At 66.8% G+C, this 26295-nt stretch carries 21 protein-coding genes; 11 read left to right on the forward strand and 10 right to left on the reverse strand.

All coding sequences use genetic code 11. The features are described 5' to 3' along the window. Positions 1–25 precede the first annotated feature (25 nt). Positions 26–1990 (reverse strand): SelB C-terminal domain-containing protein, encoded by a 1965-nt coding sequence (locus ACIQ42_RS00605; RefSeq protein ID WP_397420288.1) that lies wholly within the window; start codon positions 1988–1990, stop codon positions 26–28. Here ACIQ42_RS00605 and selA point away from each other — a divergent pair. The 4 genes from selA to ACIQ42_RS00625 all read left to right on the forward strand — a co-directional run bounded on the left by selA (position 1923) and on the right by ACIQ42_RS00625 (position 7017). After that, complete coding sequence (gene selA / locus ACIQ42_RS00610) at positions 1923–3482, forward strand: L-seryl-tRNA(Sec) selenium transferase (RefSeq protein WP_397420289.1); 1560 nt, start codon at positions 1923–1925, stop codon at positions 3480–3482. The genes ACIQ42_RS00605 and selA overlap by 68 nt on opposite strands. An 80-nt stretch (positions 3483–3562) precedes the next feature. Next, positions 3563–5662, forward strand: a complete 2100-nt coding sequence (locus tag ACIQ42_RS00615) for a TonB-dependent receptor (RefSeq protein WP_397420290.1) — start codon at positions 3563–3565, stop codon at positions 5660–5662. A 39-nt stretch (positions 5663–5701) separates the two neighbouring features. Next, entirely contained in the window at positions 5702–6040 is a 339-nt protein-coding gene (locus ACIQ42_RS00620) for a hypothetical protein (RefSeq protein ID WP_397420291.1), read from the forward strand. Continuing rightward, positions 6037–7017, forward strand: a complete 981-nt coding sequence (locus ACIQ42_RS00625) for a dipeptidase (RefSeq protein WP_397420292.1) — start codon at positions 6037–6039, stop codon at positions 7015–7017. Before ACIQ42_RS00620 ends, ACIQ42_RS00625 begins: the two co-directional genes overlap by 4 nt. A gap of 15 nt (positions 7018–7032) precedes the next feature. Here ACIQ42_RS00625 and ACIQ42_RS00630 read toward each other — a convergent pair whose 3' ends face one another. The 6 genes from ACIQ42_RS00630 to ACIQ42_RS00655 all read right to left on the reverse strand — a co-directional run bounded on the left by ACIQ42_RS00630 (position 7033) and on the right by ACIQ42_RS00655 (position 14579). Then, positions 7033–8733 (reverse strand): class I adenylate-forming enzyme family protein, encoded by a 1701-nt coding sequence (locus ACIQ42_RS00630; protein ID WP_397420293.1) that lies wholly within the window; start codon positions 8731–8733, stop codon positions 7033–7035. A gap of 41 nt (positions 8734–8774) precedes the next feature. Further along, the gene (locus tag ACIQ42_RS00635; protein ID WP_397420294.1) at positions 8775–9899 is read right to left on the reverse strand and encodes an acyl-CoA dehydrogenase family protein; all 1125 of its coding nucleotides are present in this window, start codon (positions 9897–9899) and stop codon (positions 8775–8777) included. A gap of 34 nt (positions 9900–9933) precedes the next feature. Then, on the reverse strand, positions 9934–11142 hold the full coding sequence (locus ACIQ42_RS00640; protein WP_397420295.1) for an acyl-CoA dehydrogenase family protein: 1209 nt from the start codon (positions 11140–11142) through the stop codon (positions 9934–9936). A 134-nt stretch (positions 11143–11276) separates the two neighbouring features. Continuing rightward, complete coding sequence (locus ACIQ42_RS00645) at positions 11277–12290, reverse strand: phosphotransferase enzyme family protein (protein WP_397420296.1); 1014 nt, start codon at positions 12288–12290, stop codon at positions 11277–11279. Then, positions 12283–13563: an aspartate aminotransferase family protein gene (locus ACIQ42_RS00650; protein WP_397420297.1), complete on the reverse strand. Its 1281-nt coding sequence runs from the start codon at positions 13561–13563 to the stop codon at positions 12283–12285. The genes ACIQ42_RS00645 and ACIQ42_RS00650 overlap by 8 nt, the downstream gene beginning before the upstream one ends. Next, the gene (locus ACIQ42_RS00655; protein ID WP_397420317.1) at positions 13560–14579 is read right to left on the reverse strand and encodes a LacI family DNA-binding transcriptional regulator; all 1020 of its coding nucleotides are present in this window, start codon (positions 14577–14579) and stop codon (positions 13560–13562) included. The genes ACIQ42_RS00650 and ACIQ42_RS00655 overlap by 4 nt, the downstream gene beginning before the upstream one ends. Before the next feature lie 999 nt (positions 14580–15578). On the opposite strand from ACIQ42_RS00655, the gene lspA reads away from it, so the two are divergent. The 5 genes from lspA (at position 15579) to ACIQ42_RS00680 (ending at position 20689) form a co-directional block, all read left to right on the forward strand. Next, positions 15579–16094 (forward strand): signal peptidase II, encoded by a 516-nt coding sequence (gene lspA, locus ACIQ42_RS00660; protein WP_397420298.1) that lies wholly within the window; start codon positions 15579–15581, stop codon positions 16092–16094. Between the two features lie 183 nt (positions 16095–16277). Then, entirely contained in the window at positions 16278–17516 is a 1239-nt protein-coding gene (locus tag ACIQ42_RS00665) for an MFS transporter (RefSeq protein WP_397420299.1), read from the forward strand. A 25-nt stretch (positions 17517–17541) separates the two neighbouring features. Beyond that, positions 17542–18489 carry a sugar phosphate isomerase/epimerase family protein gene (locus ACIQ42_RS00670; RefSeq protein ID WP_397420300.1) on the forward strand — a complete coding sequence of 316 codons (948 nt, stop codon included), beginning with the start codon at positions 17542–17544 and terminating at the stop codon, positions 18487–18489. A 2-nt stretch (positions 18490–18491) separates the two neighbouring features. Further along, positions 18492–19637 (forward strand): Gfo/Idh/MocA family protein, encoded by a 1146-nt coding sequence (locus tag ACIQ42_RS00675; RefSeq protein WP_397420301.1) that lies wholly within the window; start codon positions 18492–18494, stop codon positions 19635–19637. Next, positions 19634–20689, forward strand: coding sequence for a sugar phosphate isomerase/epimerase family protein (locus tag ACIQ42_RS00680; protein ID WP_397420302.1), 1056 nt, complete (start codon positions 19634–19636; stop codon positions 20687–20689). Before ACIQ42_RS00675 ends, ACIQ42_RS00680 begins: the two co-directional genes overlap by 4 nt. Here ACIQ42_RS00680 and ACIQ42_RS00685 read toward each other — a convergent pair. Beyond that, entirely contained in the window at positions 20686–22062 is a 1377-nt protein-coding gene (locus ACIQ42_RS00685; protein ID WP_397420303.1) for an MATE family efflux transporter, read from the reverse strand. The genes ACIQ42_RS00680 and ACIQ42_RS00685 overlap by 4 nt on opposite strands. A 91-nt stretch (positions 22063–22153) precedes the next feature. After that, positions 22154–22969 (reverse strand): DUF1080 domain-containing protein, encoded by an 816-nt coding sequence (locus ACIQ42_RS00690; RefSeq protein WP_397420304.1) that lies wholly within the window; start codon positions 22967–22969, stop codon positions 22154–22156. Positions 22970–23127: 158 nt separating this feature from the next. Between ACIQ42_RS00690 and ACIQ42_RS00695 the strand changes: the two genes are divergently transcribed. Both ACIQ42_RS00695 and ACIQ42_RS00700 read left to right on the forward strand, forming a co-directional pair. After that, positions 23128–24861 (forward strand): GMC oxidoreductase, encoded by a 1734-nt coding sequence (locus ACIQ42_RS00695; RefSeq protein WP_397420305.1) that lies wholly within the window; start codon positions 23128–23130, stop codon positions 24859–24861. Then, the gene (locus ACIQ42_RS00700) at positions 24858–25433 is read left to right on the forward strand and encodes a gluconate 2-dehydrogenase subunit 3 family protein (RefSeq protein WP_397420306.1); all 576 of its coding nucleotides are present in this window, start codon (positions 24858–24860) and stop codon (positions 25431–25433) included. Before ACIQ42_RS00695 ends, ACIQ42_RS00700 begins: the two co-directional genes overlap by 4 nt. A gap of 7 nt (positions 25434–25440) precedes the next feature. Here the strand turns inward: ACIQ42_RS00700 and ACIQ42_RS00705 are convergent, their stop codons facing one another. Next, the gene (locus ACIQ42_RS00705; RefSeq protein ID WP_397420307.1) at positions 25441–26121 is read right to left on the reverse strand and encodes a DUF1080 domain-containing protein; all 681 of its coding nucleotides are present in this window, start codon (positions 26119–26121) and stop codon (positions 25441–25443) included. Between the last annotated feature and the right edge of the window lie 174 nt (positions 26122–26295).

The raw sequence follows: 26295 nt of genomic DNA on the forward strand, positions 1-26295 counted from the left end.
CGCCACCGTGACCGCAATTCCGTGCCTACGCTTCCACGACCCTGCGCACATCCCCTTCCCGCGTCGTCCGTCCCATCTCGTCCAGATACTCCAGCACCGGCACGATGAACTTGCGGCTGGTGCCCAGCGCCGCGCGGGCCTCGCCGGTCGTGAAGGTCAGGGGCGGCGGGAAGGCGGAGCCCAGCGTGGCGACGGCCTCGTCGAGGCTGGCGGGATGAAACACCAGGGTCTGGCGTAGCGACACATTGCGCAGGGAGATCGCCCGGCCGCCCTCGATCAACAGTTGGAGCAGGTCGCTGAGACCCGGATCACCGCCAGTCAACCTCGCAGGATCCGGCGGGGTCAGGCCGCCCTCGCGCAGGGCGACCTCCAGATCGTCCAGTTGGTTCAGGGCCTCGGGCGAAAGCGCAGCCAGAGGGTCGTGTCCACTCAGCGCCACCCGCCCCGCCTCAAGGCGGATGGCACCCTCGGCGGCGAGCGCGCGCTCGACGGCGCTGACAATGTCCCGGGCGGTCTGGCGGGCGAGCGCGCCCCGGATATCGGCCGTTGACACCATCCGTCGCGTGGGTGCGGCCTGATGGGCGGCGGCCAGTAGGTCGAGATAGGCGGTGCGTGCAGTCGCCAGGGCGTCGCGCGATGCGAAGCGGCCGTCGCCCAGATCCTGATATTCAAGAGCAAGATTCAGCTGTGCCGCCGGTGCGTCGCACCGTGCAAGCCGGGTCAGCTCGGCCATTGCGAGCGTGCCGCCATCCCGCGCCGCGAGCTGGCCGGCTATTTCGTGGATGTCGCCGGTCGTTGCGGCCTCCAGTACGACGCGGCGCAGGCCGGGCCGCCCCCGATAGACCGGCGGATCAGGGTCCAGGACAATGGCGCCGCCGATCGTCGCCGCCGGTGACAGGCGCCGCAGCACGCCGCGCTGGCCCGCGTAGGCGATCACGGGCGATGCAAATCGAAGCTGGGCGAAGTCGTCCGCGCCGGGCGCGATGGCGCTGGCGCCCATCAGCCGTACCGAGGCGACCTCCTGCCGCGCGCCCCACATGACCCTGACCTGGTCGAGGTGTTTCAGCGGGCGAGGCGCGCTTGCGTCCAGCGTCAGTCGCACATCGATCTGGCTGGTGGCGGTGAAATGGCCCGGCGAACACAGCACGTCGCCGGCCCGGACCTCGTCCAGCGCGACGCCGCGCAGACCTACCGCGACCCGTCCGCCGGGCGGGGCGGCTTCGACGGTCCGGCCATGAACCTGAACCTGGCGCAGGCTGACGCTGCGGCCGGACGGTTCCAGCACCAGCCGCATGTCCGGCGTCAAGGGCTGACCCTGCAGCACGCCGGTCACGACCACGCCGGCGCCGGGAACCGTGAAGGCGCGGTCGATGGGCAGGAATGCGCCGGGCAGGGCGGTCGGCGGCGGCGCTGTGGACCGCAGGGCGTCAATCGCCGCGTGGAGCTGGTCCAGGCCCTGCCCCGTCAGGGCAGAGCAGAAGACCACCGGCGCCCCGGCAAGGAAGGTTCCTGCCAGCGTCGCCTGGATGTCCTCGCGCCGCTCGGCCTGTAGATCCGGCGACGCGAGATCTGCCTTGGTCACCGCGACCAGGCCGACCCTGAGACCCAGAAGCGCGGCGATCTGCAGATGTTCCCGCGTCTGCCGGCCGAACCCCTCAGTCGCGGAGACTACCAGCAGGACGGCGCGGACGCCGGTCATGCCCGCGACCATCGCGCGGATGAAATCCTCATGGCCGGGGGAGTCGATGACGTCGATCTCGCCCGATGGATAGCCGCGCCAGGCGAACCCCGGCGTGATCGACAGGCCCCGCGCCAACTCCTCCGGCAGCCGATCGGTCTCGATTCCCGTCATGGCACGCACCAGGGCGGTCTTGCCGTGGTTGACGTGGCCGATGACGCCGAGGGTCAGGGGTGCGGTCGGGATGTGCGTCTCCCTCGGGCTGGCGACGATCAGGAGGTTCGACAGTAAGGCTCCGGCAGGCCGGTTCAAACGTCCGAATTGTCGGCGGTCCCTTGCTCGGGCGGCCGCCGGCTCGCTACAACAATATCTTACAGGAGACAGACCCGTCGCCCGCCAGGCCCCCAAGCCCGTTCATCAGGATCCCCGTCGGCGTCTGCCGGCGGTGGGCGCGATCTGCGCTGATCCGGCGGCCCTGGAGCTGGGCAAGCGGTTTGGCGACGCCGCAGTCACCCGGACAGTGCGTGCGGTGCTGACCGATGTTCGCGAACGCCTGCTGAGCGACGCCCCCCTGATCCCAACCGTGGCCTCCCTCCTGGATGAAGCGGAGCGGCGGCTGGTCGACACCACCCGCGAGACGCTGTTCGGGGTGATCAACGCCACCGGCGTGGTTATCCACACCAACCTTGGCCGTGCGCCGCTGGCGCCAGAGGCTGTAGCCGCCATGACGCTCGCCGCGGGATACGGCAATCTGGAGCTAGACCTTGAGAGTGGGCGGCGCGCCTCGCGACATGATCATCTGGAGGCGCTGATCGCCGGCGCAACCGGGGCTGCGACCGGCCTTGCGGTCAACAATTGCGCCGGCGCCGTGGTGCTGGCGCTCGCGGCGCTGGCCGCCGGGACACCTGTGATCGTGTCGCGGGGCGAGATGGTCGAGATCGGCGGCGGGTACCGGGTGCCGGACATCGTGGCCCAGAGTGGCGCGCGGCTGGTCGAGATCGGGACCACCAACCGCACCCATCTGCGGGACTACGAACAGGCGGTGGCCGACCACCCCGAGGCGCGGGTGATCCTGCGCACGCACCCCAGCAACTACCGGATCACCGGCTTCACCAGCGCGCCGTCGCTGGAGGCGCTGGCCGCCTTCGCCCACGCGCGTGGCCTGTTGCTGGTGGAGGATCTCGGGGGCGGCGCCCTTATCGACCTGGCACCTTACGGGATCGAGGGAGAGCCGCGGGTACAGGAGAGTGTGAAGGCGGGTGCTGATCTGGTGATCTTCAGCGGCGACAAGCTGATGGGCGGGCCTCAGGCCGGAATCATTGCCGGACCTCGTGAGCTGGTCGAGACCCTGGCCCGCCACCCGCTGGCGCGCGCGCTTCGGCTCGACAAGCTGTCACTGGCGGCGCTGGCGGCGACGCTGCGCCTCTATCGCGCACCGTCCGATCCCACCCTGCGGGTGCCGGTGTTGAGGATGCTGACCCAGCCGGGCGACGTGATCCGGGCGCGGGCTGAGGTGCTGGCCTCGATGGTGGCCGACATCGGCGACCTCAAGGTCGAGGTGATCGAAACCCGGAGCTATGCGGGCGGCGGGGCCATGCCGATGCACGCCCTGCCTGGCTACGCGCTCACCGTTCAGACGCCGGCGATGAACGCGGAGGCTCTGGCGCGCCGACTGCGCACAGGGCCGGCGCCGGTGGTCGGCCGGATCGAGCGGGACCGGGTGCTGCTGGATCTCCGCACGGTAAGCGACGGCGAACTCGATGCGCTCTCGGCAGCTCTTCGGCGCGCTTTGACGCCGGGCTGACCGGCAGCTGCAATTCCAGTTTTGTTTTTGTTATGATATAACATATACCCGTAACCGATCAGTCTGTTGCGGTGACCCCCATGAATCTGAAGACCTGTCTGTTGTCGGCTGTCAGCATTTCCACGCTGATGACCGCGCCTGCGTTCGCGGCCGAGAAGCCGCCCAACGAAGTTTCGGAAGTGGTCATTACGGGCGCCCCCTATGCGGTCTCGCTGGATTCCACCACCACCAGCGTCAACATCGTCAACCGCGCGCAACTTCAGGCCGCGCCGGCCGTGGGCCTCGGCGACACCCTGAACGGCATGCCCGGATTGCGCTCCACGTTCTACGGCCCGGGGGCCAGCCGCCCGATCATTCGTGGCCTGTCGGGACCCCGCGTTCAGGTGCTGCAGAACGGCGTGGGACTGGTCGACGCCAGCTCACTCTCGCCCGACCACGCCGTGGCATCGGAGCCCAGCGAGGCGACCCGGATCGAGGTGCTTCGCGGCCCGGCGACCCTGGCTTATGGCGGCTCGGCCATCGGTGGCGTGGTCAATATCATCGATGACCGGGTACCCTCGTCGGCGGCGAAGGACGGTCCCGAAGGCCACATCTCGGCCTCCTACGGAACGGCTGACGACAGCTATGCGGCCTCGGCCAACCTCAAGGGCGGCAAGGGCCCCTGGGTGATTGTGGTGGATGCGGTCAAGCGCAAGAGCCAGGACTACAAGGCGGGCGGGCGCGCCGTGTCGGAGATCCTGGCGGATGCAACTGGCGAGACGCCGCTGCCTGGCGACAGGGTGCTGAACTCCGACGTCAGCCTGGAGGCCTATGGCGTCGGCGCCTCCTGGATCGGGTCCGACGGCTACATCGGTCTGTCGGTCAAGCGCACCGAGACCCGGTACGGCGTGCCCTTTCCCCAGATCGTCTTCACAACCCCGCCGGAAGAAGGCCCGGTCTACATTGACCTGAAACAGACCCGCGTGGATTTCCGGGGCGAGCGGGGTATCGAACTTGGCCTGTTTGATCGGGCGCGGTTCTCCGTCGGCTATGCCGACTACAAACACGCCGAGGTGGAGGTCGCGAGCCGCGCGGTGGGCACGGTCTTCCGGTCAGAGGGCGCTGAAGGTCGCGTGGAGCTGGTGCAGCGCGAGCGCGACGGATGGCAGGGCGCGGTCGGATTCCAGGGACTGCTGCGGGACCTTGAAGCAATCGGAGACGAGGCCTTCATTCCGCCGGTACAGATTGACGAACTGGGTGTGTTCACACTCCAGCGTCTCGATCTCGAAAGCTGGGGCCTGGAGGGCGGCCTGCGGCTGGATCGCCGCAGGCTGGACGCTTCACTCGTCGGACGACCCACCAGCGCCGCGGCGCGGGCCAATGGCCTGAACTGGGCGACCGCCGACGCCACCCCGAGCTTCACCAACGTCTCGGCCTCCGGCGCGGTGTTCTGGCGGCCGACGGCAGATACCTTCCTCAGTCTCAGTGCGGCGCGCAGCAGCCGGGCTCCCACCGAGTTCGAGCTCTTTGCCGATGGCCCGCACGCGGGCACCGGAGCCTATGAGGTCGGTGACCCGACGTTCCGGTCCGAGAAAGTCACGTCACTTGAGCTGACGGCACGGTGGGAGAACGATCGGGCCCGCGCCGAGGCCCATGTCTATCGGGCGCGCTACAACGGCTTCATCGAACAGGCGCCCACCGGGGATATGGTCGATGACGCGGGGGTGATTGACCCGGATGGCGAACTACCGGTGTTCCTGTTCACCCAGTTCGACGCGACCTTCTACGGTGGCGAGATCGAAGGATCCTACGCGATCTGGCAAGGCGCCGGGCGCAGCCTGTCGCTTGAGGCCGCCTATGACTATGTCCATGGCGAGGCCAACGGCGCGGCGATCGCCCGCATACCGCCCTGGTCCGTCACCGGCCGTCTGGTCTGGGCCAGCCCGCGGTACGATGGCCAGCTTGAGGTTCGCCGCGTGGGCGAACAGGATCGCGTGACCACCTTCGAACTGCTGACCCGAGGCTACACCGTTGTCAACGCCCGGATCAGCTACAAGCCCGTGGAGGACCGCGACCTGCGGGTGTTCCTCGAAGGCCGGAACCTGACGGATCAGGTGGTGCGTGAGCACGCCTCATTCCTGAAAGATATCGCGCCGTCGCCAGGGCGTACGGTGCGGGTTGGACTTGCCCTGAACTTCTGACCGCCTGCTGGGCAGGCATCTGCAGCGATCAAGGGACCAATGGCCTTTGACGCCTTGATCTCGGCGGCGACGGGTGATCTGCATCAAGGCTCCGGAGCTAGCCGGACAGTATCGGGGATCATGATGCGGTTGCGACCAGTGGTGAGCCTGTTGGCCGGTCTTGTGGTGATGTCGTCGTCTGCGGCAATGGCCCAGGGCGTCTCAGCGGCGGATGCGAAGCTGCATGCGCGGCTCCTGACCCTCGACACCCATCTGGACACGCCCGCCAATCTGGAACGCGGCGGCTTCGACATCATGCGCGCCCATCCCGAACAGGGCCCGTTCTCCCAGGTCGACGTGCCGCGGATGCGGGCGGGCTGGACGGCGGCTTCTGGGTGATCTTCACGCCACAGGGGCCGTTGACCGCAGCCGGCTACGCGGCCTCGCGCGACACCGCGATTGGGCGGGCGGTGAAGATCCGCGAAATGGTTGCGGCGAACCCGAAGACTTTCGTCCTGGCCACCAAGGCCGATGAGGCGGCGTCCATCGCGGCCTCCGGCAAGATCATCGTCTACCAGAGCATCGAGAACAGCTATCCGCTGGGCGAGGACATCAGCCTGCTGAAGACCTTCTATGGACTGGGCGTTCGCATGGCGAGCCCGGTCCACACGCTCAACAACCAGTTCGGCGACAGCGCCACCGATCCCGTCAAACGCTGGAACGGGCTGAGCCCGCTAGGTCAGGCCTGGCTGGAGGAAGCCAATCGCCTGGGCATCATCGTCGACGGTTCGCACGCCTCGGACGATGTGATCGATCAGCTCGTCGCCCAGTCCAAAACGCCGATCATCCTGTCCCACCACGGCGCCAAGGCGGTCTTCGCCCACCCGCGCAACCTGGACGACGAGCGCCTGAAGAAGGTGGCGGCGTCCGGTGGTGTGATCCAGATCAACTCGCTCTATGTGGCCCCCACCACCACGACGCCGGAGTTCCGGACAATGCAGGGCGCCTTGCGGGCCCGGCTGGCCAAGTGGTCGCAGTTGACCCCGGCGGAGCGGACGGCGCTGTCGAAGGAGATCGCTGATCTCGACACGGCCTATCCGAACTGGCGCGCCTCGTTCGAAGACGTGATGGCGAACCTGCTGCATGTGCTGAAGCTGGTCGGGCCGGATCACGTCGGGCTGGGCGCGGACTGGGATGGCGGCGGCGGGGTCAAGGGCATGGAAAGCGTGGCCGACCTGCCCAAGATCACCGCGCGGCTGCGCGCCGCCGGCTATTCCGAAGCCGACCTGCAGAAGATCTGGAGCGGCAACTTGCTCCGCCTCCTGACCCAGGCCGACGCCTATCGCGAAAGTCTGGCTACGGCGCAGGGCAAGTAGCGGCGGGCGTCGCCGTCAGCCGGCCGCGACGCCCAGGTCCTTGAGCGCCGCTTCCCGCAGATCTCGTTTCAGAATCTTGCCGGACGCGGTGCGGGGCAGGGGCTGGTCGGCGAGCAGGATGTAGCGGGGGACCTCGAACCGGGCCAGATGCGCCTGCAGGAAGGTGCGCAGGGCTTCGGGATCCAGACCGGGCGCGCCGTGGACCGTGGCACCGACCTCCTCGCCCAGCCGCTCGTCCGGCACGGCGTAGACGGCGGCCTCGTGGACGTCCGGGTGCAGCAGCAGGGCCGCCTCGACCTGACCGCAGCCGATGTTCTCACCGCCCCGGATGATCAGGTCCTTGATGCGGTCGACGATGAACAGGAAGCCCTCTTCATCCAGATAGGCCACATCGCCGGTCCGGAACCAGCCATCCTCGAACAGATTGGCGTTGACGTCGGGCCGGTTCCAGTAACCGAAGAAGACCGACGTGCCGCGCACAAGCAGCTCGCCGCGTTCGCCGGCCGGAAGGCTGTTTCCCTGCTCGTCGACGATCTTGAGGTCCAGCACTGCCGAACAGCGCCCGGAACTGGCCGGACGTCCCAGATAGTCCAGCCCACCGATCCCCGTACCGATGGCGTTGGTCTCGGTCATGCCCCAACCGGTATTCGGCAAGGCATTGCCGAACGCGCCCTCGATCTGCTTGACCTGTTCCGGCGCACGCGGCGCGCCGCCCCCGCCCACAGAGAGAAGGCTGCCGAGGTCACGCGACGTGAGCCTGGCCGCCCGCACCAGATCGCCGGTCATGGCGGCGGGCGCGGTGAAGGACGAGATCTTCTCGACCTCGATCAACTCCGCCGCCCGTTCCGGGTCCCAACGGTACATGCAGACGAGTTTCCGCTGGGCGCGATAGGCCTGCAGGAAGATCGCATTGGCGCCGGTGACGTGGAACAGGGGCACGGCCAGCAGACCAGCGGGCTGAACGACCGGCGGCTCCGGTGTGATCCCGGCCAGCTCAGCGCCGACCACCAGATCCAGCTCCCAGGAGAACAGCGCCGAAAGGACATTGCGATGGGTCGAGATCACGCCCTTCGGGTGGCCGGTCGACCCGGAGGTGTAGAAGATCATGGCGTCGTCGTCAGGCGCGATGCTGGCGGGTGGCATGTCGACGTCGCCGGCCGCCGCGAGCAGGGTGTTCAGATCCGCGGGGCCGCCCGACTCCGTGGCCCGCACCGCGATCACCTTTACGTCGACGGGCGTTGCGACCTGGGCCAGCCGATCCAGCCGCTCCTGGTCCGCGAACAGCACCTTGGCGCCGCTGTCGCTGAGGCCGTAGGCCATCTCGTCAGGCTGCCAGAGCGCGTTCATGGCCACGGCGATGGCGCCGATGGACGTCACCGCCATGAAGGCCAGAATCCACTCCGGATAGTTGCGCATGGAAATAGCCACCCGGTCGCCGGGCTGGACGCCGTAGTCCTTGACCAGCAGGCCGCCGATGCGACCGGCCTTGGCCCAGGCCTCGGCAAAGGTCAGCCGGTCAGTCTCGTAGACGATGAAGGTCTTGTCGCTGACCGCATCGGCAAAGAGTTCACGCAGCGAGGCCGGCGCATTCTTGAACACCCGCAGCGACCGGCCCCGGATTGTCATCTGCTCGAGTTCGTAAAACTGCCCGGGCGCGGTCAGGGCGGCGATCGCCTCGGCGCGGGTGGCGTACTTGGGCGTAGGCGTATCAGCCAAGGGTCTGGCTCCAGGTTTCCGGATTGGCGTGGGATCGTGGCCTAGAGCAGCAGGTCCGCCAGCTTCGCCTTGTGCCACGCCGCGTCGCCGTATTGCGAGGCATGCCAGATGGCGCGGCGACGATAGAGCTGGGCATCGCAGTCATAGGTGAAGCCGAACCCGCCGTGAAACTGGATGGCCCGGTCCGCTGCAAACGAGAGGGTGGTGTCGGCCTGGGCCTTGGCCATGCGTGTGGCGATCTCGCCCACGCCCTGTTCGCCAAAGCAATGGGCGGCGCTGTAGACGTGGCTGCGGGTCTGCTCGTAGCTGACGTAGGCGTCGACAATCGGGTGCTTCAACGCCTGGTAGGCGCCGATCAGCTGGCCGAACTGCACCCGGGTTTTCAGGTAGTCGAGCGTGTAGTCGATTACCGACTGGGTCCCGCCGCACATCTCGGCCGCCGCCAGCAGGTTGGCGGTCAGATGAATATGGTGAAGCGCGGCCCCGGCGCGGTCCGGGTCCAGCAGGTTGGCCGCTGGAACCTCGACGCCGTCCAGGGACAGGCTGTACGCCCGCTTGGTCTCGTCGATAATCACCTCGCGGCGCAGCGCATCGGGGCCCAGCGTGGCGCGGTCGATCAACACCAGCGCCGGACGACCGTCCAGCATGACCGAGGCGATGATGTTGGACGCAGAGGCCGCATCGCTGACAAGCCGCTTCTCACCCGAGAGCCTCAGCGCGCCCGATACGGTCGCCGTGGCGGTGCAGGTGATGTTCGCGAGGTCCCAGTCGCCGTTCGCCTCACAGAGGGCCAGGCTGGTGATCGACCCTTCGGCCAGCCTCGGCAGCAGCGTCCGCTTCTGATCTTCCGTGCCGCCGGCCAGAATCGCCTGGGCGGCCAGGGTTGTGGAATAGAAGGGCCCGGCCAGCATGTAGCGGCCCATCTGCTCCATGACCGGAACCACCTCGGCCAGTTGCAGCCCTGCGCCGCCGTAGGCCTCCGGGATCGCGATACCCAGCCACCCCAGTTCGACGATCTCGCGCCAGACGTCGGGATCGTGTCCGGTGTCGTCCTCGATCAACTGGCGCACGCGCGCCATCGGCGACCGCTTCGCGCAGAACGAGGTCGCCACCTCCAGCAGGCTGCCCTGATCCTCGCTGAATCCCAGCCGTCCCAGTTCCTGCATCAGCCGTGTCCCATGGTGCTCGTGGCCATCCGGTTCAGCTCTTCGGCAGGCCGAGCACATGCTCGCCGATGATGTTGCGCTGGATCTGCGAGGTGCCGCCGCCGATCGTGCCCGAGAAGGCGTTCAGGTAGGACCGGGTCCACCAGCCGCCGTCGACGGCGTTGGGGTCGCCCACATAGTAGGCTCCGTGGGCGCCGTTCAGGCTGATGGCGAACTCATTGATCCGGCGCGAGAATTCCGAGTGCATCAGCTTGCCGCTCAGCGCCACGCCAGTGGGCCGGTCGGTGTTGAGCGGGCTGAAGCCCGAGCGCTGCGAGCACAGGGCGTTGCTCTGGATGTCGATCATGAAGTCCACCATCCGGGCGCGGAGCGCTGGATCTTCAAGGGCGGGCTTGCCGCCGCGGGTCATCTTGCGCGCCATCTCCAGCACGTCCCAGGCGTTGGACCCCACCGCCACATAGCCGCCGGCCTGACCGCCGCGCGCGCCGCGTTCGTACTCCAGGGTCCGCATGGCCACCTTCCAGCCGCCGCCCTCGACACCGACGATTTCGTCCGCCGGGATCCGGGCCTCGCGGAAGAAGGTCTGGGTGAAGCCATGTTCACCGGTCAGCTTCCTGATCGGGCGGGTCTCAACGCCGTCGATCTTCATCGGCGCCAGGAAGAAGGTCAGCCCGTCGTACTTGCGCTCACCCGGGGGCTGGGTCCGCGCCAGCAGGATCATGTATCGGGCGTATTTGCCCAGCGTCGTCCAGATTTTCGAACCCGTCACGACGTAGCTGTCGCCATCCCGCACCGCGCGGGTCTGGGCGTTGCCCAGGTCCGAGCCATTCTCCGGCTCCGAGAACCCCTGGCACCAGATGTCTTCCGCCGACAGGATCCCTTTGAGGTACTTCGCCCGCTGCGCCGGCGAGCCCAAATCGAGCAGCAGCGGCCCGGTCCAGTTGAGGCCGATGGCGTTCAGCAAGATCGGCCCGCCGTGCCGGCGCATGGCCCGGGTGGCCTCCGCCTGAAACGCCTGCGCCAGGCCGCCGCCGCCATATTCCTTCGGCCAGGCCGCGCCCAGATAGCCGGCCTCGTAGACCTTGTTCTGCCAGTCGCGCAGGAAGTGGAACTGCTGATCCGTGCCCACTTCCATGAAGGTCAGTGGCAGCATGAACCCTGGATCGCGGTTCACGTTTTCCTTGAACCAGGCGTCTGCAGCCTCGGCGAAGGCTTGCAGGTCTTTCGGATCGACGTCGGCCATTGTGGAACCTCCCAGGGCGACTCTCCTCCTGTCAGACGGAGGCTTCGTCAAACGTGCTGCGTCGTCAATGCGTCTGTTCCCGCCACGTAAGGCTAGATGCCCGGTCTCATTAGGTTGTCCGCAGCCAGACGGCCTCAGATTGGAGGCTTGAAGGCGGCGCACTGGCGACAGACCTCCGGTCCCGCGGTCTCCATGAACTCACGGGCATCAATCTCCGGGCGCTGATGTAGCCAACCTACCTGCGCCATGCGGCGGATCATCATGAATGTCGGGATCAGGGCTTCGTCGAAATCGGAGAGGTGTCTAGCCGCACGATAGCCTTTGAGCAGCGCCGCTTGCAGGGCGTCGAACCCGGGTTCGGTCTGGTTGTATTTGAGCGCGACGGCGATGTCGTAGACGTGCCAGCCGAACGCTGCGTCGTCGAAGTCGATCACCGTCAGGCGGTCTTGCCCAACCAGGATGTTGCCGGGGTGAAGGTCTGCGTGGATCAGGCTGAACCGCGACGGGTCCTTGCCGTACCGCTGGAGCATTCCGTGGACCTTGTCACGGGTGGTTTTCAAAAGCGCCTGCTCGGATGGAGAGAAGGCCGAGTGTTCCCAGAACGCGCCCCAGAAAGGCGCCTCGCCCATCAGCCCGTCGGCGTCCAGGGCATGGCGCGTGAACCCGGCCGGCGGGCTCCAGACGCTGGCCTGGTTGTGCAGGGCCGCGATGATCCCGCCCAGCTGTTCGAAGTGTCTGGCGGTGGCGGATGCATCCTGGGTCGCGTCGATGATGTCCGACAGCAGCTCGCCGTCGGTCCAGCTTGCCATGCCGACAAACCGTTGTTCGCTCCGGGCGGCGACTGTGACCGGGACATAGTGACCGCCGTCCCGCGCAGCCATGGGGACGGGTGCGCTGATCCCAGCCTCGTTCAGGGCCCGGGTCCAGAGTGGCTCGGAATTCAGTTCCGCCAGGGTGTGATAGCCCGGCCGATGCAGGCGCAGCACAAAGCTCGCGCCATCAGCGCGGTGGCGCACGCGGAACGTGACATTCTCGGATAGCGCGATCAGTTCCAGGTCCACCGGATCGATCGGGAATGCGGCCAGCGCCGCCTCTGCGGCCGGAGTGAACACATCGATGTCCGCCTGATCAAGTTGCGCCTCAGGCATTGAGTTCCCCTGCGGTGGCATCGAAGGCTTCAAGGAAGTCGACCGCATTCGCCTGCGAGAATACCAGAGGCGGGCGGATCTTCACCACATTACCCAGCATCCCGGCGTTGGAGGTCAGAAACCCCCGACGCATCAGCCGGTTGGCTATGTCGACGGCGCGATCCCGGTCGGGGGTTCGGGAGTCCTTGTCCCGGACGATCTCGACGCCGATGAAGAGGCCCTGGCCCCGGACGTCGCCGATCCAGTCGTGCTGCGACTGGCGCGCCTTGAGGGCCGCCTTGAGATCGCCGCCCACCCGCGCGGCGTTGCTCTGCAGGCCGTCACGTTCGATCACATCGAGGACCGCCATGCCGGCTGCCGCCTGCAGTGGGCTGGAGGCAAAGGTGTTGAAGTACCGCGTCGGGGCGCGGAACCCCTCCACCAGGGCCCGGCTCGCCGCCGTCGCCGCCAGGGGCACGCCGTTGCCCATGGGCTTGCCGGTGACCACGATATCCGGCGTGAAGCCCATGGCCTCATAGCCCCACCAGCGCCCGGTACGACAGTAGCCGGCCTGTACCTCGTCGGCGATCACCAGCCCGCCGGCCGCCCGCGCAATCTCGGCGGCGCGCGTCATGAAACCAACCGGTACGTCTGGCAGGCCCTCGTTGGCGAAGATCGAGCAGACGATCAATGCGGCAAACCCGGCGCCGCTGGCCTCCAGCCGGGCGATCGCGGCCCGCAGCCGGTCCAGATAGACTTCGCAAAGGGCGTCTTCGTCGAGATTGTCGTCCAGCGGCCGATAGAGCTCGGGCGAAGGAAATGTCGCCAGATCGGCCCGCTCGGGCTGCCCTGCGCCGAGCCGCGTCATGCCGCCCACCAGCTCGCTGTTGCCGTGATAGGTGGCGTCCGTGCAGACCACTCCGCGCTTGCCGGTGGCGAAGCGCGCCATGCGGATCGCCACCTCGTTGGCCTCGGTGCCGCTGCAGCTGAACACCACGCTCTCGATCTGCGGGCCGTGAAGGGCCGTCAGCCGTTCCGCGAGACTGACGATCCCCTCATGCAGATAGCGGCTGTGGACGTTCAGCGTCGCCTGCTGACGCCCCACCGCCTCGGCTACATCAGGATTGGCGTGCCCCACGCAGGGGACGTTGTTGTACATGTCGACATAGCGCCGCCCTCCGGCGTCAAACAGATAGACGCCTTCGCCCCGCACGATGTGCAGCGGCGTCTCGTAGAAGAGCGCCGCGCCGGCGCCGAGCGCCTGGTTCCGGCGGGCAAGCAGGTCGGCGGTCATGTGGAGGCTCCCTTCGGCGGCGGCGCTGTGCTGGCCCGGATAACCAACTGGTGCGGCAAGGTCACGTCGCGCCGATCCTCGGCGTCACCGCTCAGGATATCCAGCAACAGCCTGACCACATGACGCCCGATCTCGTGGGTCGGCTGGCTGATGGTGGTCAGCGGCGGATCGAGATAGCGGGCGAAGCGGATGTCATCGAAGCCGACGACCGAGATGTCGTCGGGGCATTTCAGACCACGGCGCCGGATCGCCGCCAGCGCGCCCATCGCCATCTCGTCATTGAAGCAGAACAGCGCCGTGGGCGCCGACGGTCGATCCAGCAGCTCGCCAGCCCGCGCCTCGCCCGACTCGATGGAGAAATCGCCGGTGGCCACGGTCAGCGCCTTGAGCTTCGCCTGACGCGGCACCGCGCCCTGGACCCCGGCCAGCCGGTCGCGGCTGATCGGGCTGATCAGCGGCCCCGTGATCACGCCGATCCGTCGGTGGCCCAGATCATAGAGGTGCGCCATCACCTCGGCGGCGGCACGTTCGTTGTCGATGTGGGCGCTGGAGACGCTCAGGTTCGGGCTGAACTCGCAGCCGTTCACGATCGGCGTGCGGGGCCCCATCCTGGCCACCATCGCGGCCAGCGCGTCCGGCAGGCGGTGGCCCAGAAAGATCAGACCATCGGCCTCCTTGCGCAGCAGCATCTGGGCGTACTGATCCTCGCGGGCCTCCTCGTGGCGGGTATCGCCCAGCAACACCGCATAGCCCGCCGCCGTCGCCGCCTCCTCCACGCCCCGGATGACCTGCGAGAAGAAGGGATTGGAGATGTCCGGCACGGTCACCAGGATCTTGTCGGTCCGCAGGGTCCGTAGTGTCTTGGCCGCCAGGTTCGGCGTATAGCCCAGGTCCGCCACCGCCGCCCGCACCCGGGCGCGCGTGTCCTCGGCCACTTGCTCCGGTGCGCTGAACACCCGTGACACCGTCGCGGTGGAGACCCCCGCGCTGCGCGCAACATCCTGTATCGTCGCCATCGCGCGGAGAGTGGCGGCGGCGGCGGGGCAAGACAAGTGTGGGCTACGGCCTTTAGCCGCCTCCTCTCCCCCGAGACCTCGCGCGAGCGAGGGCGACGAGAGGGAGAGGGTTGGGAGAGGGTTGGGAGAGGGCCGGCTGGGCTGACTCAGATGTGACGTCGAGGCCCCGCAAACCTCGCCGCCGTACCTCCTCGCCCTCCCATCAGCGGATCACATTTTCACGCGCCGGCCCTCTCCCGACCCTCTCCCTCTCGGCTTCGCCGGAGCCGAGGAAGGCTGATCGCAGGAGTCCGGGTGACATGATATCTATCCACCTGCTCAAGCCGAAAGCGCGCAACAGGTCCCATGGGGATAGGTATCGTCTCGACAATTGGATCGTTGGTGTTTTTGCACAGCCTCGACCCGTTGCAGACACTCCCCTGACGAGCCTATTCTCTTGTCGATTGGAGGCCTTGTCATGACGCAAGCGGTAGTAGCTCTGATTACCATAGCGCTTCTGACGGCAATGTCGCTGCGAGCAAATCTTCGCTTCAAAACGGAACGTCGCCTGCCAATGCAGTGGTGGCTGAATGGCTCGGTAACTTGGACTGCGCCACGCCATGTTGCGCTCGCATTCACGCCTGTGCTCGCTGCGGTCTGCCTCGCCGCAATCGTCGCCTTGACGACTTTCCGAGAACCGAGGGCCGGTCAGGAACACCTAGCCATACCCGCAAACATTGTTACCGCACTCGCTTTTCTCGGAGTGCACGCGTTTCACCTTTGGCTCGTCCAACGGACTGTACAGTCGCAACGATAGCGTTGGCTTCGACCAGCGCGGGTCAACGTCCGCTACCCCCTTGAACGCCCCTTGAGAGGGTCAGCTATCCGTCGCTGAGCCGGAACGGCTGCTTCCGGGTGCCGGCCTTGAGGCAGGTTCCGACCCTAAGCGGCTGTTTAGAGCTATTGGACTGACGGGGCTCAAGCGTTACCATATAAGGGTCTCGCGGAGGAGTAGTGGACGTGTCCAGGCGCTCACGTTTTGGTCTGCTGTTGTTCTTTGTCGTCCCACTCCTCTCAATCGACCAGACGACGAAGCTTTGGGCTTTTTCCGCGATGGCCCTAGGACAGAGTATCGCCCTGCCGGGACCTTTTGATCTCACGCTTGTCTTCAACCGCAGCAATGCATTCGGACTCGCACCGGATCTCGGCGAGGTCACCCGCTGGGGCCTGGCAGGCATAAACCTCGCTGTAGCGGGCGTTCTTGGATTCCTGGTCTGCAGTCGAGACGAGCCGAGGACCATGGCTACTGGCTTGGTCTTCATTATCGCTGGCGGCATTGGCAACGCAATTGACCGAATATGGCTCGGCGCTGTCATCGACATGCTTGACGCAACAGAGACAGGTTTCATCTGGGTCTTCAACGCCGCCGATGTCTTCATCAACGTAGGTATCGGTCTCGTCCTGTTGGACATGCTGGTTCTGAGTCGAGCGGGAGAGCGGAGGCACAAGGCGTCGAGCAGCTCTCTGGCACCTTAGGGCCGCACCCCCATTGCGGTCGTCCCCGGAGTCCGCTCCCGGCGGTCGGTCGCCACCACGCGCCCGACCCTCACCCCCTGTTGCCCCCCACTCCACCGCTTGCTATCCCTGAAATCGATTACATCGGACCCGCAGAAGCCGCCCCAATGAGCTTCTGAGCCGCGTAAACCCGGGAGCGCAGACATGACGGTGCAAGTGCGGCTGTTCCTGATGATGGTGCTGCAGCTGGCCGTCTGGGGGGCCTGGGCGCCGAAGCTGTTTCCCTACATGGGCCTGCTGGGGTTCGCGCCCTGGCAGCAGTCGCTGGTGGGCAGCTGCTGGGGCGTCGCCGCCCTGGCCGGGATGTTCTTCTCCAACCAGTTCGCCGACCGCAACTTCGCTGCCGAGCGGTTCATGGCGGTCAGCCACGCCTTGAGTGGTCTGGCCCTGATCGGCGTGGCGTTCTCCAGCACTTTCTGGCCGTTCTTCGCCTGCTACATGGTCTACAGCCTGCTCTATGTGCCGACCCTGTCGGTCTCCAACTCCATCGCGTTTGCCAATCTGAAGGACCCGGCCAAGCAGTTCGGCGCGGTGCGGATGGGCGGTACGGTGGGCTGGATGCTGGTGAGCTGGCCGTTCATCTTCCTGCTGGACGCCGAGGCCGACATCGAGCAGATCCGCTGGATCTTCCTGGTGGCGGCCATCGTGTCGTTCGCGCTGGCGGCCTACAGCCTGACCCTGCCGCACACCCCGCCACGCCGTGAGGCCGAGGGCGTCGACAAGCTGGCCTGGCGGCGTGCGGTGAAGCTGCTGGGTGTGCCGTTCGTGGGCGTGCTGTTTGCGGTCACCTTCATCGATAGTGTGATCCACAACGGCTACTTCGTGATGGCCGACGGGTTCCTGACCAACCGGGTGGGCATCGCCGGCAACCTCAGCATGGTGGTGCTCAGCCTGGGCCAGCTGGCCGAGATCGGGACCATGCTGATCCTCGGCCCGGTGCTGGTGAAGCTGGGCTGGAAGATGACCATGATCATTGGCGTGCTGGGCCACGCGGCACGGTTTGCGGTGTTCGCCTTCTTCGCCGACAGCCTGCCGGTGATCGTCGCCGTCCAGCTGCTGCACGGCGTCTGCTACGCGTTCTTCTTCGCGACGGTCTACATCTTCGTGGACGCCGTCTTCCCCAAGGACGTGCGCTCCAGCGCCCAGGGCCTGTTCAACCTGCTGATCCTGGGAATCGGCAGCGTGGTGGCCAGCTTCCTGTTCCCCACCCTGATCGGCCGGTTGACCACCAAGGTCACCGACATCAGCGGCGCCGAGACGCAGATCGTCGACTACCAGACCCTGTTCCTGGTCCCGACCGGGATGGCGCTGGCCGCCGTGGTGATCCTAGCCCTGTTCTTCCGTCCGCCCACGCGGGCGCCCGAAACCCCCGACATCGCCTGACCATGACCTTCAAGGGAGACGCCGCATGCGCCCGATATCGTCCGACCTGCACCGACGCGGGTTCCTCGCCGCCGGTCTCGCAGCCATGACGGCCACCGGCGCGGACGCCGCCGCCAAGCCGTTCTTTGCGCAGCGCAAACTGCCGATCAGCATCCAGCTCTACACCCTGGGTCCGGACGTAGCGAAGGACCTGGATGGCACGCTCGGGACGGTCTCGAAGATCGGCTACAAGGCCGTCGAACTGGCGAGTTTCCTGGGCCGGACCCCGACGGACCTGCGGGCGGCCATCGACCGGGCCGGCCTGATCTGCCGCAGCGCCCATATCCAAGGACGTGGCGGTCTCGACGGCGACCTGGCCAAGCTGGCCGGGGACCTGAACACGCTGGGCGTCACCAACGCCGTGATGCCGATCTTCTACATTCCGGACCGGTTCGGGCGGGCGCCGGCGGTCGGTGAAACCTTCCCCGGCTTCCTGCGTCGCATCGCCGAGGGCATGACCGCCGACGACTGGAAGATGAACGCCGACTTCCTCAACGCCAAGGGCGCAGTGCTGAAGACGTCCGGGATCACCATCGGCTACCACAACCACAATCCGGAGTTCGCTCCACTGGGCGATACCACCGGGCTGGAGATCCTGATCAAGAACACCGACCCGGCCATCGTCTCCTTCGAGCTGGATGTGGGCTGGGCGGCGGCCGCCGGGGTCGATCCGGGCGCCCTCCTGACGAAGCACAAGGGACGGTTCACCCAGATGCACGTGAAGGACCTCAAGGCCACCACCAAGCCCAACTATGTCCTGAGCATGGATCCCACCGAGGTGGGCTCCGGCGCGCTCAACTGGAAGACCCTGCTGCCGGCCGCCTATGCGGCAGGGGTTCGCGGGTTCCATGTGGAGCAGGAACCGCCCTTTGCCCGTCCCCGGATCGAGGCGGCGAAGATCAGCCATGACTTCCTGGCCGGGGTGGTCGCCTGACCATGGCGGCGCAGGCCCCTTTGCGGATGGCGATGGTCGGCGGCGGGCCGGGCGCCTTCATCGGGCCTGTCCACCGCATGGCCGCCGAACTGGACGGTCGCTTTCGGCTCGTGGCAGGTTCGTTCAGCCGCGACGCCAGCCGTAACGCCGAGGCGGGACGGATGTGGGGGGTCCGCGAGGACCGCATCTACGCCGACTACCATCAGATGATCCACGCCGAGGCCGCCCGCCCTGACGGCGCCCAGCTGGTGGCCGTGGTGACGTCCAACGACACCCACTATTCCATATCGGCGGCCGCGCTCGATGCTGGTTTGCATGTCATGAGCGACAAGCCCGCGACTCTCAATCTGGCGGAGGCCAGGGCGCTGGCCGGCAAGGTGGCGGCCTCGGGCAAGGTCTACGGCCTGACCTATATATACACCGGCTATCCGATGGCCCGTGAGGCCCGCGAGATCGTGCGGCGGGGCGACCTCGGCGCGATCCGCAAGGTGGTGGTGGAGTATGCGCAGGGGTGGCTGTCGCGTCCCATCGAACGTGACGGGGATCGCCAGGCCGGCTGGCGGGCGGACCCGGCGCAGGCGGGCGTCGGCGGCTGCATCGGCGACATCGGCGTTCACGCCTTCAACATGGCCGAGTTTGTCAGCGGGCTGAGGGTGGAGCGGCTCTGCGCTGACCTGTCCAGCATGGTTCCGGGCCGGGTGCTGGACGATGACTGCAACATGCTGCTGCGGTTTGCCGGCGGCGCCCGGGGCGTGCTGATCGCCTCCCAGATTTCGGCGGGCGCGCGCAACGGCATGACCATCAAGGTCTATGGCGAAAAGGGCGGCCTCTGCTGGTCGCATGAGCGGCCGGGCGAGCTGGCGCTGGACCTGCTGGATGCGCCCAGCCAGATCCTGCACGCCGCGTCCGGCTACCTGAGCGCGCCGGCAAGGGCGCGGGTGCGGATTCCGACCGGCCATCCGGAAGGCTTCATCGAAGCGTTCGCCAACCTCTACGCCGACCTTGCCGACGCTATCGCTGAGGGCCGGACCGACCCGGCTCCGCTTCCCGGTATCGCCGACGGCGTTCGCGGCATGGCCTTCGTGGAGCGTGCTGTCGCCGCCAGCCGTGATGGCGAAGGCTGGGTTTCATTGGAGGCTGCGCCATGAAGACGCTGAAGGGGCCGGGCATATTCCTGGCGCAGTTCATCGGGCCCGAGGCGCCGTTCAATTCGCTGGACCGCATTGCCGAATGGGCGGCGGGACTGGGCTATGCTGGCGTACAGATGCCCACGGGAGACTCGACGTCGTTCTTCGATCTGGAACGCGCCGCCGACAGCCAGGATTACTGCGACGAGATCGCCGGACGGCTGGCGCAACACGGCCTCGTCATCACCGAGCTTTCCACCCACCTTCAGGGCCAGCTGGTGGCGGTGCACCCGGCGTACGATGAGCTGTTCGACGGCTTCGCGCCGGCCGATGTCCGGGGACGACCGAAGGCGCGGCAGGAATGGGCCGTCCGTCAGCTTCTGGCGGCCGCCAAAGCCAGCCAAAGGCTGGGCCTGAACGCCCACGCCACCTTCTCCGGCGCGCTGGCCTGGCCCTACCTCTATCCCTGGCCGCAGCGACCCGCCGGCCTGATCGAGGAGGCCTTCGCCGAGCTGGGCCGGCGCTGGCGGCCGATCCTCGACGCCTTCGACGAGGCCGGCGTCGACGTCTGTTACGAGATTCACCCGGGCGAAGACCTGCACGATGGCGCCACCTTCGAGCGGTTCCTGGACGAGGTCGGCGGCCATTCCCGCGCGAACATCCTCTACGACCCCAGCCACTTCGTGCTGCAGCAGCTGGACTATCTCGACTTCATTGATCGCTACCACGACCGCATCCGCGCCTTCCACGTCAAGGATGCCGAGTTCCGGCCGAACGGTCGCTCCGGCGTCTATGGCGGCTATCAGGGTTGGGTCGACCGGCCGGGCCGGTTCCGCTCCCCCGGCGACGGCCAGGTGGACTTCCGGGCGATCTTCTCGAAACTGGCCCAGTACGACTATCCCGGTTGGGCGGTGCTGGAATGGGAGTGCGCCCTGAAGCACCCGGAGGACGGCGCCCGCGAAGGCGCGCCCTTCATCCGCGACCACATCATCCGGGTCACCGACCGTGCCTTCGACGACTTCGCGGCTTCGGGTGTTGATGCGGACCAGAACCGACGGTTGCTGGGGCTTTAGGCTTCCGTAGGTGTCGGGCGCGGACCCCAGGGTGTCATCGCCACGGACGCAGCGGTCACAACGCCCATCACCACCATGCCGGCCGCGACCAGGGCGAACAGGCTCCATGACGGTGCGCTGTTGGCCACCAGGATCCAGCCTCCGGCCGCAACGACCGCCATCCGCGCCGTGCCCGCCAGCAGTGGTCCCATGATCCGCCCCGCCCCTTGAGAGGCGAAGTAGAGCGCCAGGCCAAGGCCGAAGAAGGCGAACGTCGGGCCAGCGAAGTGCAGGTAAAGCGCTGCCGCCGTACGCACCGCTGGATCTTCTGTGAAGATCGAAACCCACAGGTCCGGAGCCAGGCTGAGCACGATGCCGACAGTCCCCAGTCCGGCCGCGCCCATGGCGCCCGCCGTCCACGCCACCCTCCGCGCGCGGGCTACGTCGCCCGACCCGATCGCCAGCCCCACCATCGGGATCGAGGCCACGCCCACAGAGAACGCGATTGGCACCAGCAGAAACTCAAGCCGCGAGCCGATGCCGTATCCGGCCAGGGTCTCAACCCCGAAGCGGGCGGCGATGGCTGTGATGATCAATACCGTGGCCACTGTCTGGATCGGTGACAGCAGGGCCGGGCCGCCCACCTTCAGGATATCCATGAAGAGATCGCGCCGCAGCGGGCCGATCACCTGCAGCCTCACCTTGGCCTTCGGAGACCGCAGCATCAGATAGAGCAGCACCACGCTGAGTACCGAGGTGATCACCTGGCCAAGGCCCACCCCCGCGATCCCCAGCTGCGGCGCGGGACCCCAGCCGAAGCAGAGCGCGCCGCCCACCACCACCTGCAGGGCCGCGCCGGCCATCATGATGGCCGATGGGCCGACCATGTTTCCGGAGCCCCTCAGCACCGAGGCCAGGATGTTGACCATCCACAGCGCCGAGGCCGCAGCAAACACGATCCCGGCGTAGAGCGCCGCCAGCCTCAACGTATCGCCACGTCCGCCCAGAATGTGGAAGATTGCGCCGCCGAACACGGTCAACAGCAGGGTGAAGAGCAGACCCATCGCAAGGCCGATCACCGTGGCGTGCCGGGCCAGCGCCTCGGCGCGATCCGCATCGCCCCCGCCCAGCGCCCGGCTGATCGCCGAGGAGACGCCGCCGCCCATGGCACCCGCACTCATCATACCCATCAGCATGATCAGCGGCAGCACCAGCGCCGCCGCCGCCAGGGCCTCGGCCCCCAGCCGACCGATGTAAACGGTCTCGGCGATGGACACGGCGGTTGTGGCCATCATCCCCAAAAGATTGGGCGCCGCCAGCTTCGCCAAAGTGGGCGCCACGGGGGCGATCAACAGTGGATGGATGGGGCGCTCAGTCGAAGGGACGTCAGACATGGACCCACCCTAACGCCGTTCAACTGATCGCTGATAGGCAGTAAATCTGCGAACGCTTCCAACGGAGCCGCGACGCCCCTCAGAACGTAGTCTAACGCCGGGACTTGATCACCTGCACCTGGATATCCCTGAACTCGATCGGATGGCCCTCGCTCTGGAGCGCGATGTAGCCCTCGGTGACCGGCAGGACACCGCCGCGCTCGGCGATCAGGCGGCGTGCATCGGCGGCAGCCATGGGGTCGGCCGGGTCGAGCGCGATGCTGGCGTAGCGGTGAACGACTACGCCATTGATCTTTTCGGTGACGTCGCCGTCGGGAGTGACCTCCAGCTCGAGCGCCGTCCAGGTTCCGTTGGGAATGGTGGGACCTGAGGACGTGGTGCAATGAACCGGCTGGCGGACGCCGCCCAGGGTGATGCTGACCCCCGGCGTACAGACCGAGCCGGTGGGTCTCGGGCCGGGGCCGTCAGCGCCCAGGATCTGGAATTCTACCGACACAGGGAACGGCTGCCTCAAGCCCATGCTTTCGGCGCTCTGGCTGTGAAACATCACGCCGCTGTTGCCCCGGGCCCAGCCGGGAGTGTCGGGAAGCGGCGGCTCCAGCACCCGGTAGTTGAGACGCAGCCGATAGGCCTTGAACGGGGTCTTGTAGAACAGGTGTCCGAACCGCGCGCCGAACCGGTCGTAGCCTGCGTAGGAGACCTGGATCGCGCCGTCCTTGACGATGAAGGTGTTCTGGAAGTTCTCGCCTGCAGGGTAGCCGACGATCTTGGGGGTCCAGCCGTTCAGGGTCTTGCCGTCGAAGATCGACCGCCAGCGCGGCTCCGCCTGCACCGCGGAGCCGGTCAGAGCCAGGACCATGGCCGCGCCGCAGAACGCCGCGATCCGGCGCTGGTTGAAACCCGTCATCACGTCCTCCCGGGGGCTGGCCGGCGAACGTTGAATCGACCGTCCGGCGGGTTGAAATGTAATCGATTTCATGGAAGCTACCAGCGCAATGAGTGGCGGACGTGAAGACCGCTCAATCCAACTGCTGATTCCGGAACAGCAGGGCGCAAGGGAGCGACATGGCCAACCTCAACACCCGCGCGCGCCGCAAGAACGGCTACGACGCCATCGTCGTTGGCAGCGGCATCACCGGCGGCTGGGCGGCCAAGGAGCTGACGGAAAAGGGGCTCAAGACCCTGGTCCTCGAGCGTGGCCGGATGGTCAAGCATCTGGAGGACTATCCCACCGCGACCATGAGCCCCTGGGAGACCCAGTATCCCGGCGGCAGGTTGCCGCCGGCCGAGCTGAAGGCCCACTACCGGGTGCAGCAGCGCACGGGTTACACCATTACCGAATACACCCGCCCCTTCTTCGTCAAGGACGACGAGCACCCCTACACCGAGACCCAACGGTTTGACTGGATCCGCGGCTATCACGTGGGTGGTCGTTCCCTCCAGTGGGCCCGACAGACCTATCGCCACAGCCCCATGGACTTCGAGGCCAATGCCCGTGAGGGCATCGCGGTAGACTGGCCGATCCGCTACGAGGACCTGGCGCCCTGGTACGATTATGTGGAGCGCTTCATTGGCGTCAGCGGTCAGAGCGAGGGTCTGGCCCACCTTCCGGACAGTCAGTTCCAGCCGCCGATGGAAATGAACTGCGTCGAGAAGCACCTGAAGGCCCAGGTCGAGGCAAAAATCCCGGATCGAAGGATCACGATCGGCCGGGTGGCGCACCTGACCGCGCCAACCGAAGAGCAGCTGGCCCTGGGTCGAGGCAAGTGCCAGAACCGCAATCTCTGCATCCGGGGCTGTCCCTTCGGCGCCTACTTCAGCTCCAACTCTGCGACCCTGCCGGCGGCCGAGCGGACGGGGAACCTGACCTTGCGGCCGGACTCCATCGTCACCTCGCTGATCCTGGATGAGCGCAAGGGCAAGGCGACCGGGGTCAGGGTGAAGGATGCGGTGACCGGCGAGGAAACCGAGTTCTACGCCGATGTCATCTTCCTCTGCGCCTCGGCGATCAATACCGCCTGGATCATGCTGAACTCGACCAGCAAACGGTTCCCAAACGGCTTTGGCAATGACAGCGACCAGGTCGGCCGCAACATCATGGACCATCACCTGGGCGTCGGCGCCCAGGCCGCGGCGCCGGGCTACGAGGACATGTACTATTCCGGCCGCCGACCGAACGGCATCTACATCCCCCGGTTCCGCAATCTCGGTGACAAGGCCAGCGCGCGAGGCGACTATCTGCGCGGCTTTGGCTACCAGGGCGGCGCCGGGCGCCCTGGCTGGGAACGCGGTTTGAACAGCCCGGGCTTCGGCGCAGACCGAAAGGCCGAGCTCACCCAGCCAGGCCCGTGGGCCGTCCGGCTCGGGGGCTTCGGCGAGATGCTGCCCTATGCCGACAACCGCATGACCCTGAACACCTCACTGAAGGACCAGCACGGTCTGCCGACCATCACCTTCGACGTCAGCATCCGCGACAACGAAAAGGCCATGCGCAAGGACATGCGGCTGGCGGCCATGGAGATGCTGGATGCGGCCGGTTTCAAGAATGTAGTGGGCGGCGACACCGGATACGGTCCGGGTCTCGGTATCCACGAAATGGGCACTGCGCGGATGGGACGTGATCCGAAAACCTCGGTGCTGAACGCCCACAATCAGGTGCACGCCTGCCGAAACGTCTATGTCACCGACGGCGCGGCGATGACCTCGGCGTCCTGCGTGAACCCGTCATTGACCTACATGGCTCTGACCGCGCGGGCGGTGGATCACGCTGTGGCGGCCAGCAAGAGGGGTGAGCTGTGAGGCCTTTCGATTTGCCGAACTCACCCGGCCGCCGCGACGCCTTGATCGGCGCCGGCCTGAGTTTTGGCGCGCTGTGGGCCACCCTGATCCTGCCGTCCTCTGCCTTTGCGCAGCCGACGCTGACCTGGATTCCGAGGGCCCTGACCTCGGCGCAGGCGCAGATCCTGGACGCCGCTGTCGAGCTGATCGTGCCGGCCACGGATACACCCGGCGCGCGGGCGGCCGGCGTCGCGCCGTTCATCGATCGCGCCCTGGCGACCTTCTATGATCCCGACCAGGTGAAACGACTTCGGGACGGCCTCGACACCATGCAGGCCGATGCCCAGGCCGCCTACGGCATGGCGTTCACCGCCCTGAGCGCGGCGCAGCAGACGGAACTCCTGAGACGCTACGATGTCGAGGCTGCCCAGAAGCCGGTCTCGCATTTCTTCGCGCTCATGAAGCAGGCCACGTTCACCGGCTTCTTCACCTCCGAAACCGGCGCCACGAAGACCCTGCGCTACGATCCGTTTCCGGGTGACTACCGGGGCTGCGTGCCCCTGAAGGAGATCGGTCGCGCCTGGGCGACGTGAGGGCGGGCTACTTCAACACCCGGATCTTGATGTTCCGGAACCCCACGTCGTTCCCGTGGTTCTGCAGGGCGATGCCGCCCGTCTGACCGGTGGCGAACTGGGGCCAGCGTCGGAACTTGCTCGCCGCCACCAGGGCCTTGAACTCGGGTGAGCCGATCTCGTAGCGGGCGACTTCCATGCCGTTCAACCAGTGCTGGACCTTGCCGCGGTCCACGATCAGTCGGGCCTGATTGAACTCGCCCACCGGCTTGGTCTTGTCCATGGTGGGGGCGACCAGGGCGTATAGCGCTCCCGCCTGCTCCCTGGGCTGTACGCTGCGGCTGTTGTCGAGGATCTGGTACTCCGGCCCGCTCTCGTACGTCTCGGAACCTTCCGGGATCACGTGGAACATGACGCCGGAGTTGCCGCCCTTGCTGATCCGCCACTCGAACGAGAGCTCGAAACTGGCGTAGTCGCCCTTGGTGACAATGTCCTTCGCGACCTTGGGGTCCGGGAACAGGACGCCGTTCTCGACCTTCCAGCCGGGCCCGATTTCCGTCTGTTTAAAGGCCCGCCAGCCATCGGTGGTCTTGCCGTCGAACAGCAGGGTCCAGCCGGCCTTCTTCTCGGCGCGCGTCAGGGTGTTGTCGGCAGCCAGGGCGCCTGTGGCGAAGGCGGTGAGGGCGAGGCCAAGCATCAGGTGCTTCATGGGTTCATCCTCAAAGGGCGCGTTGCGGAGTCTGGTTGGTCGTGCAGACGGCCCAAACACCCCTTCTCCCCTTGTGGGAGAAGGTGGCAGGCGAAGCCTGACGGATGAGGGGTCGATGATCCTGGCCAGTAAATCCCTGAAATTCATTCGGATAGATAAGCGAGACCCCTCATC

Source organism: Phenylobacterium sp. (genome assembly GCF_044372605.1).
GTDB lineage: Bacteria > Pseudomonadota > Alphaproteobacteria > Caulobacterales > Caulobacteraceae > Phenylobacterium.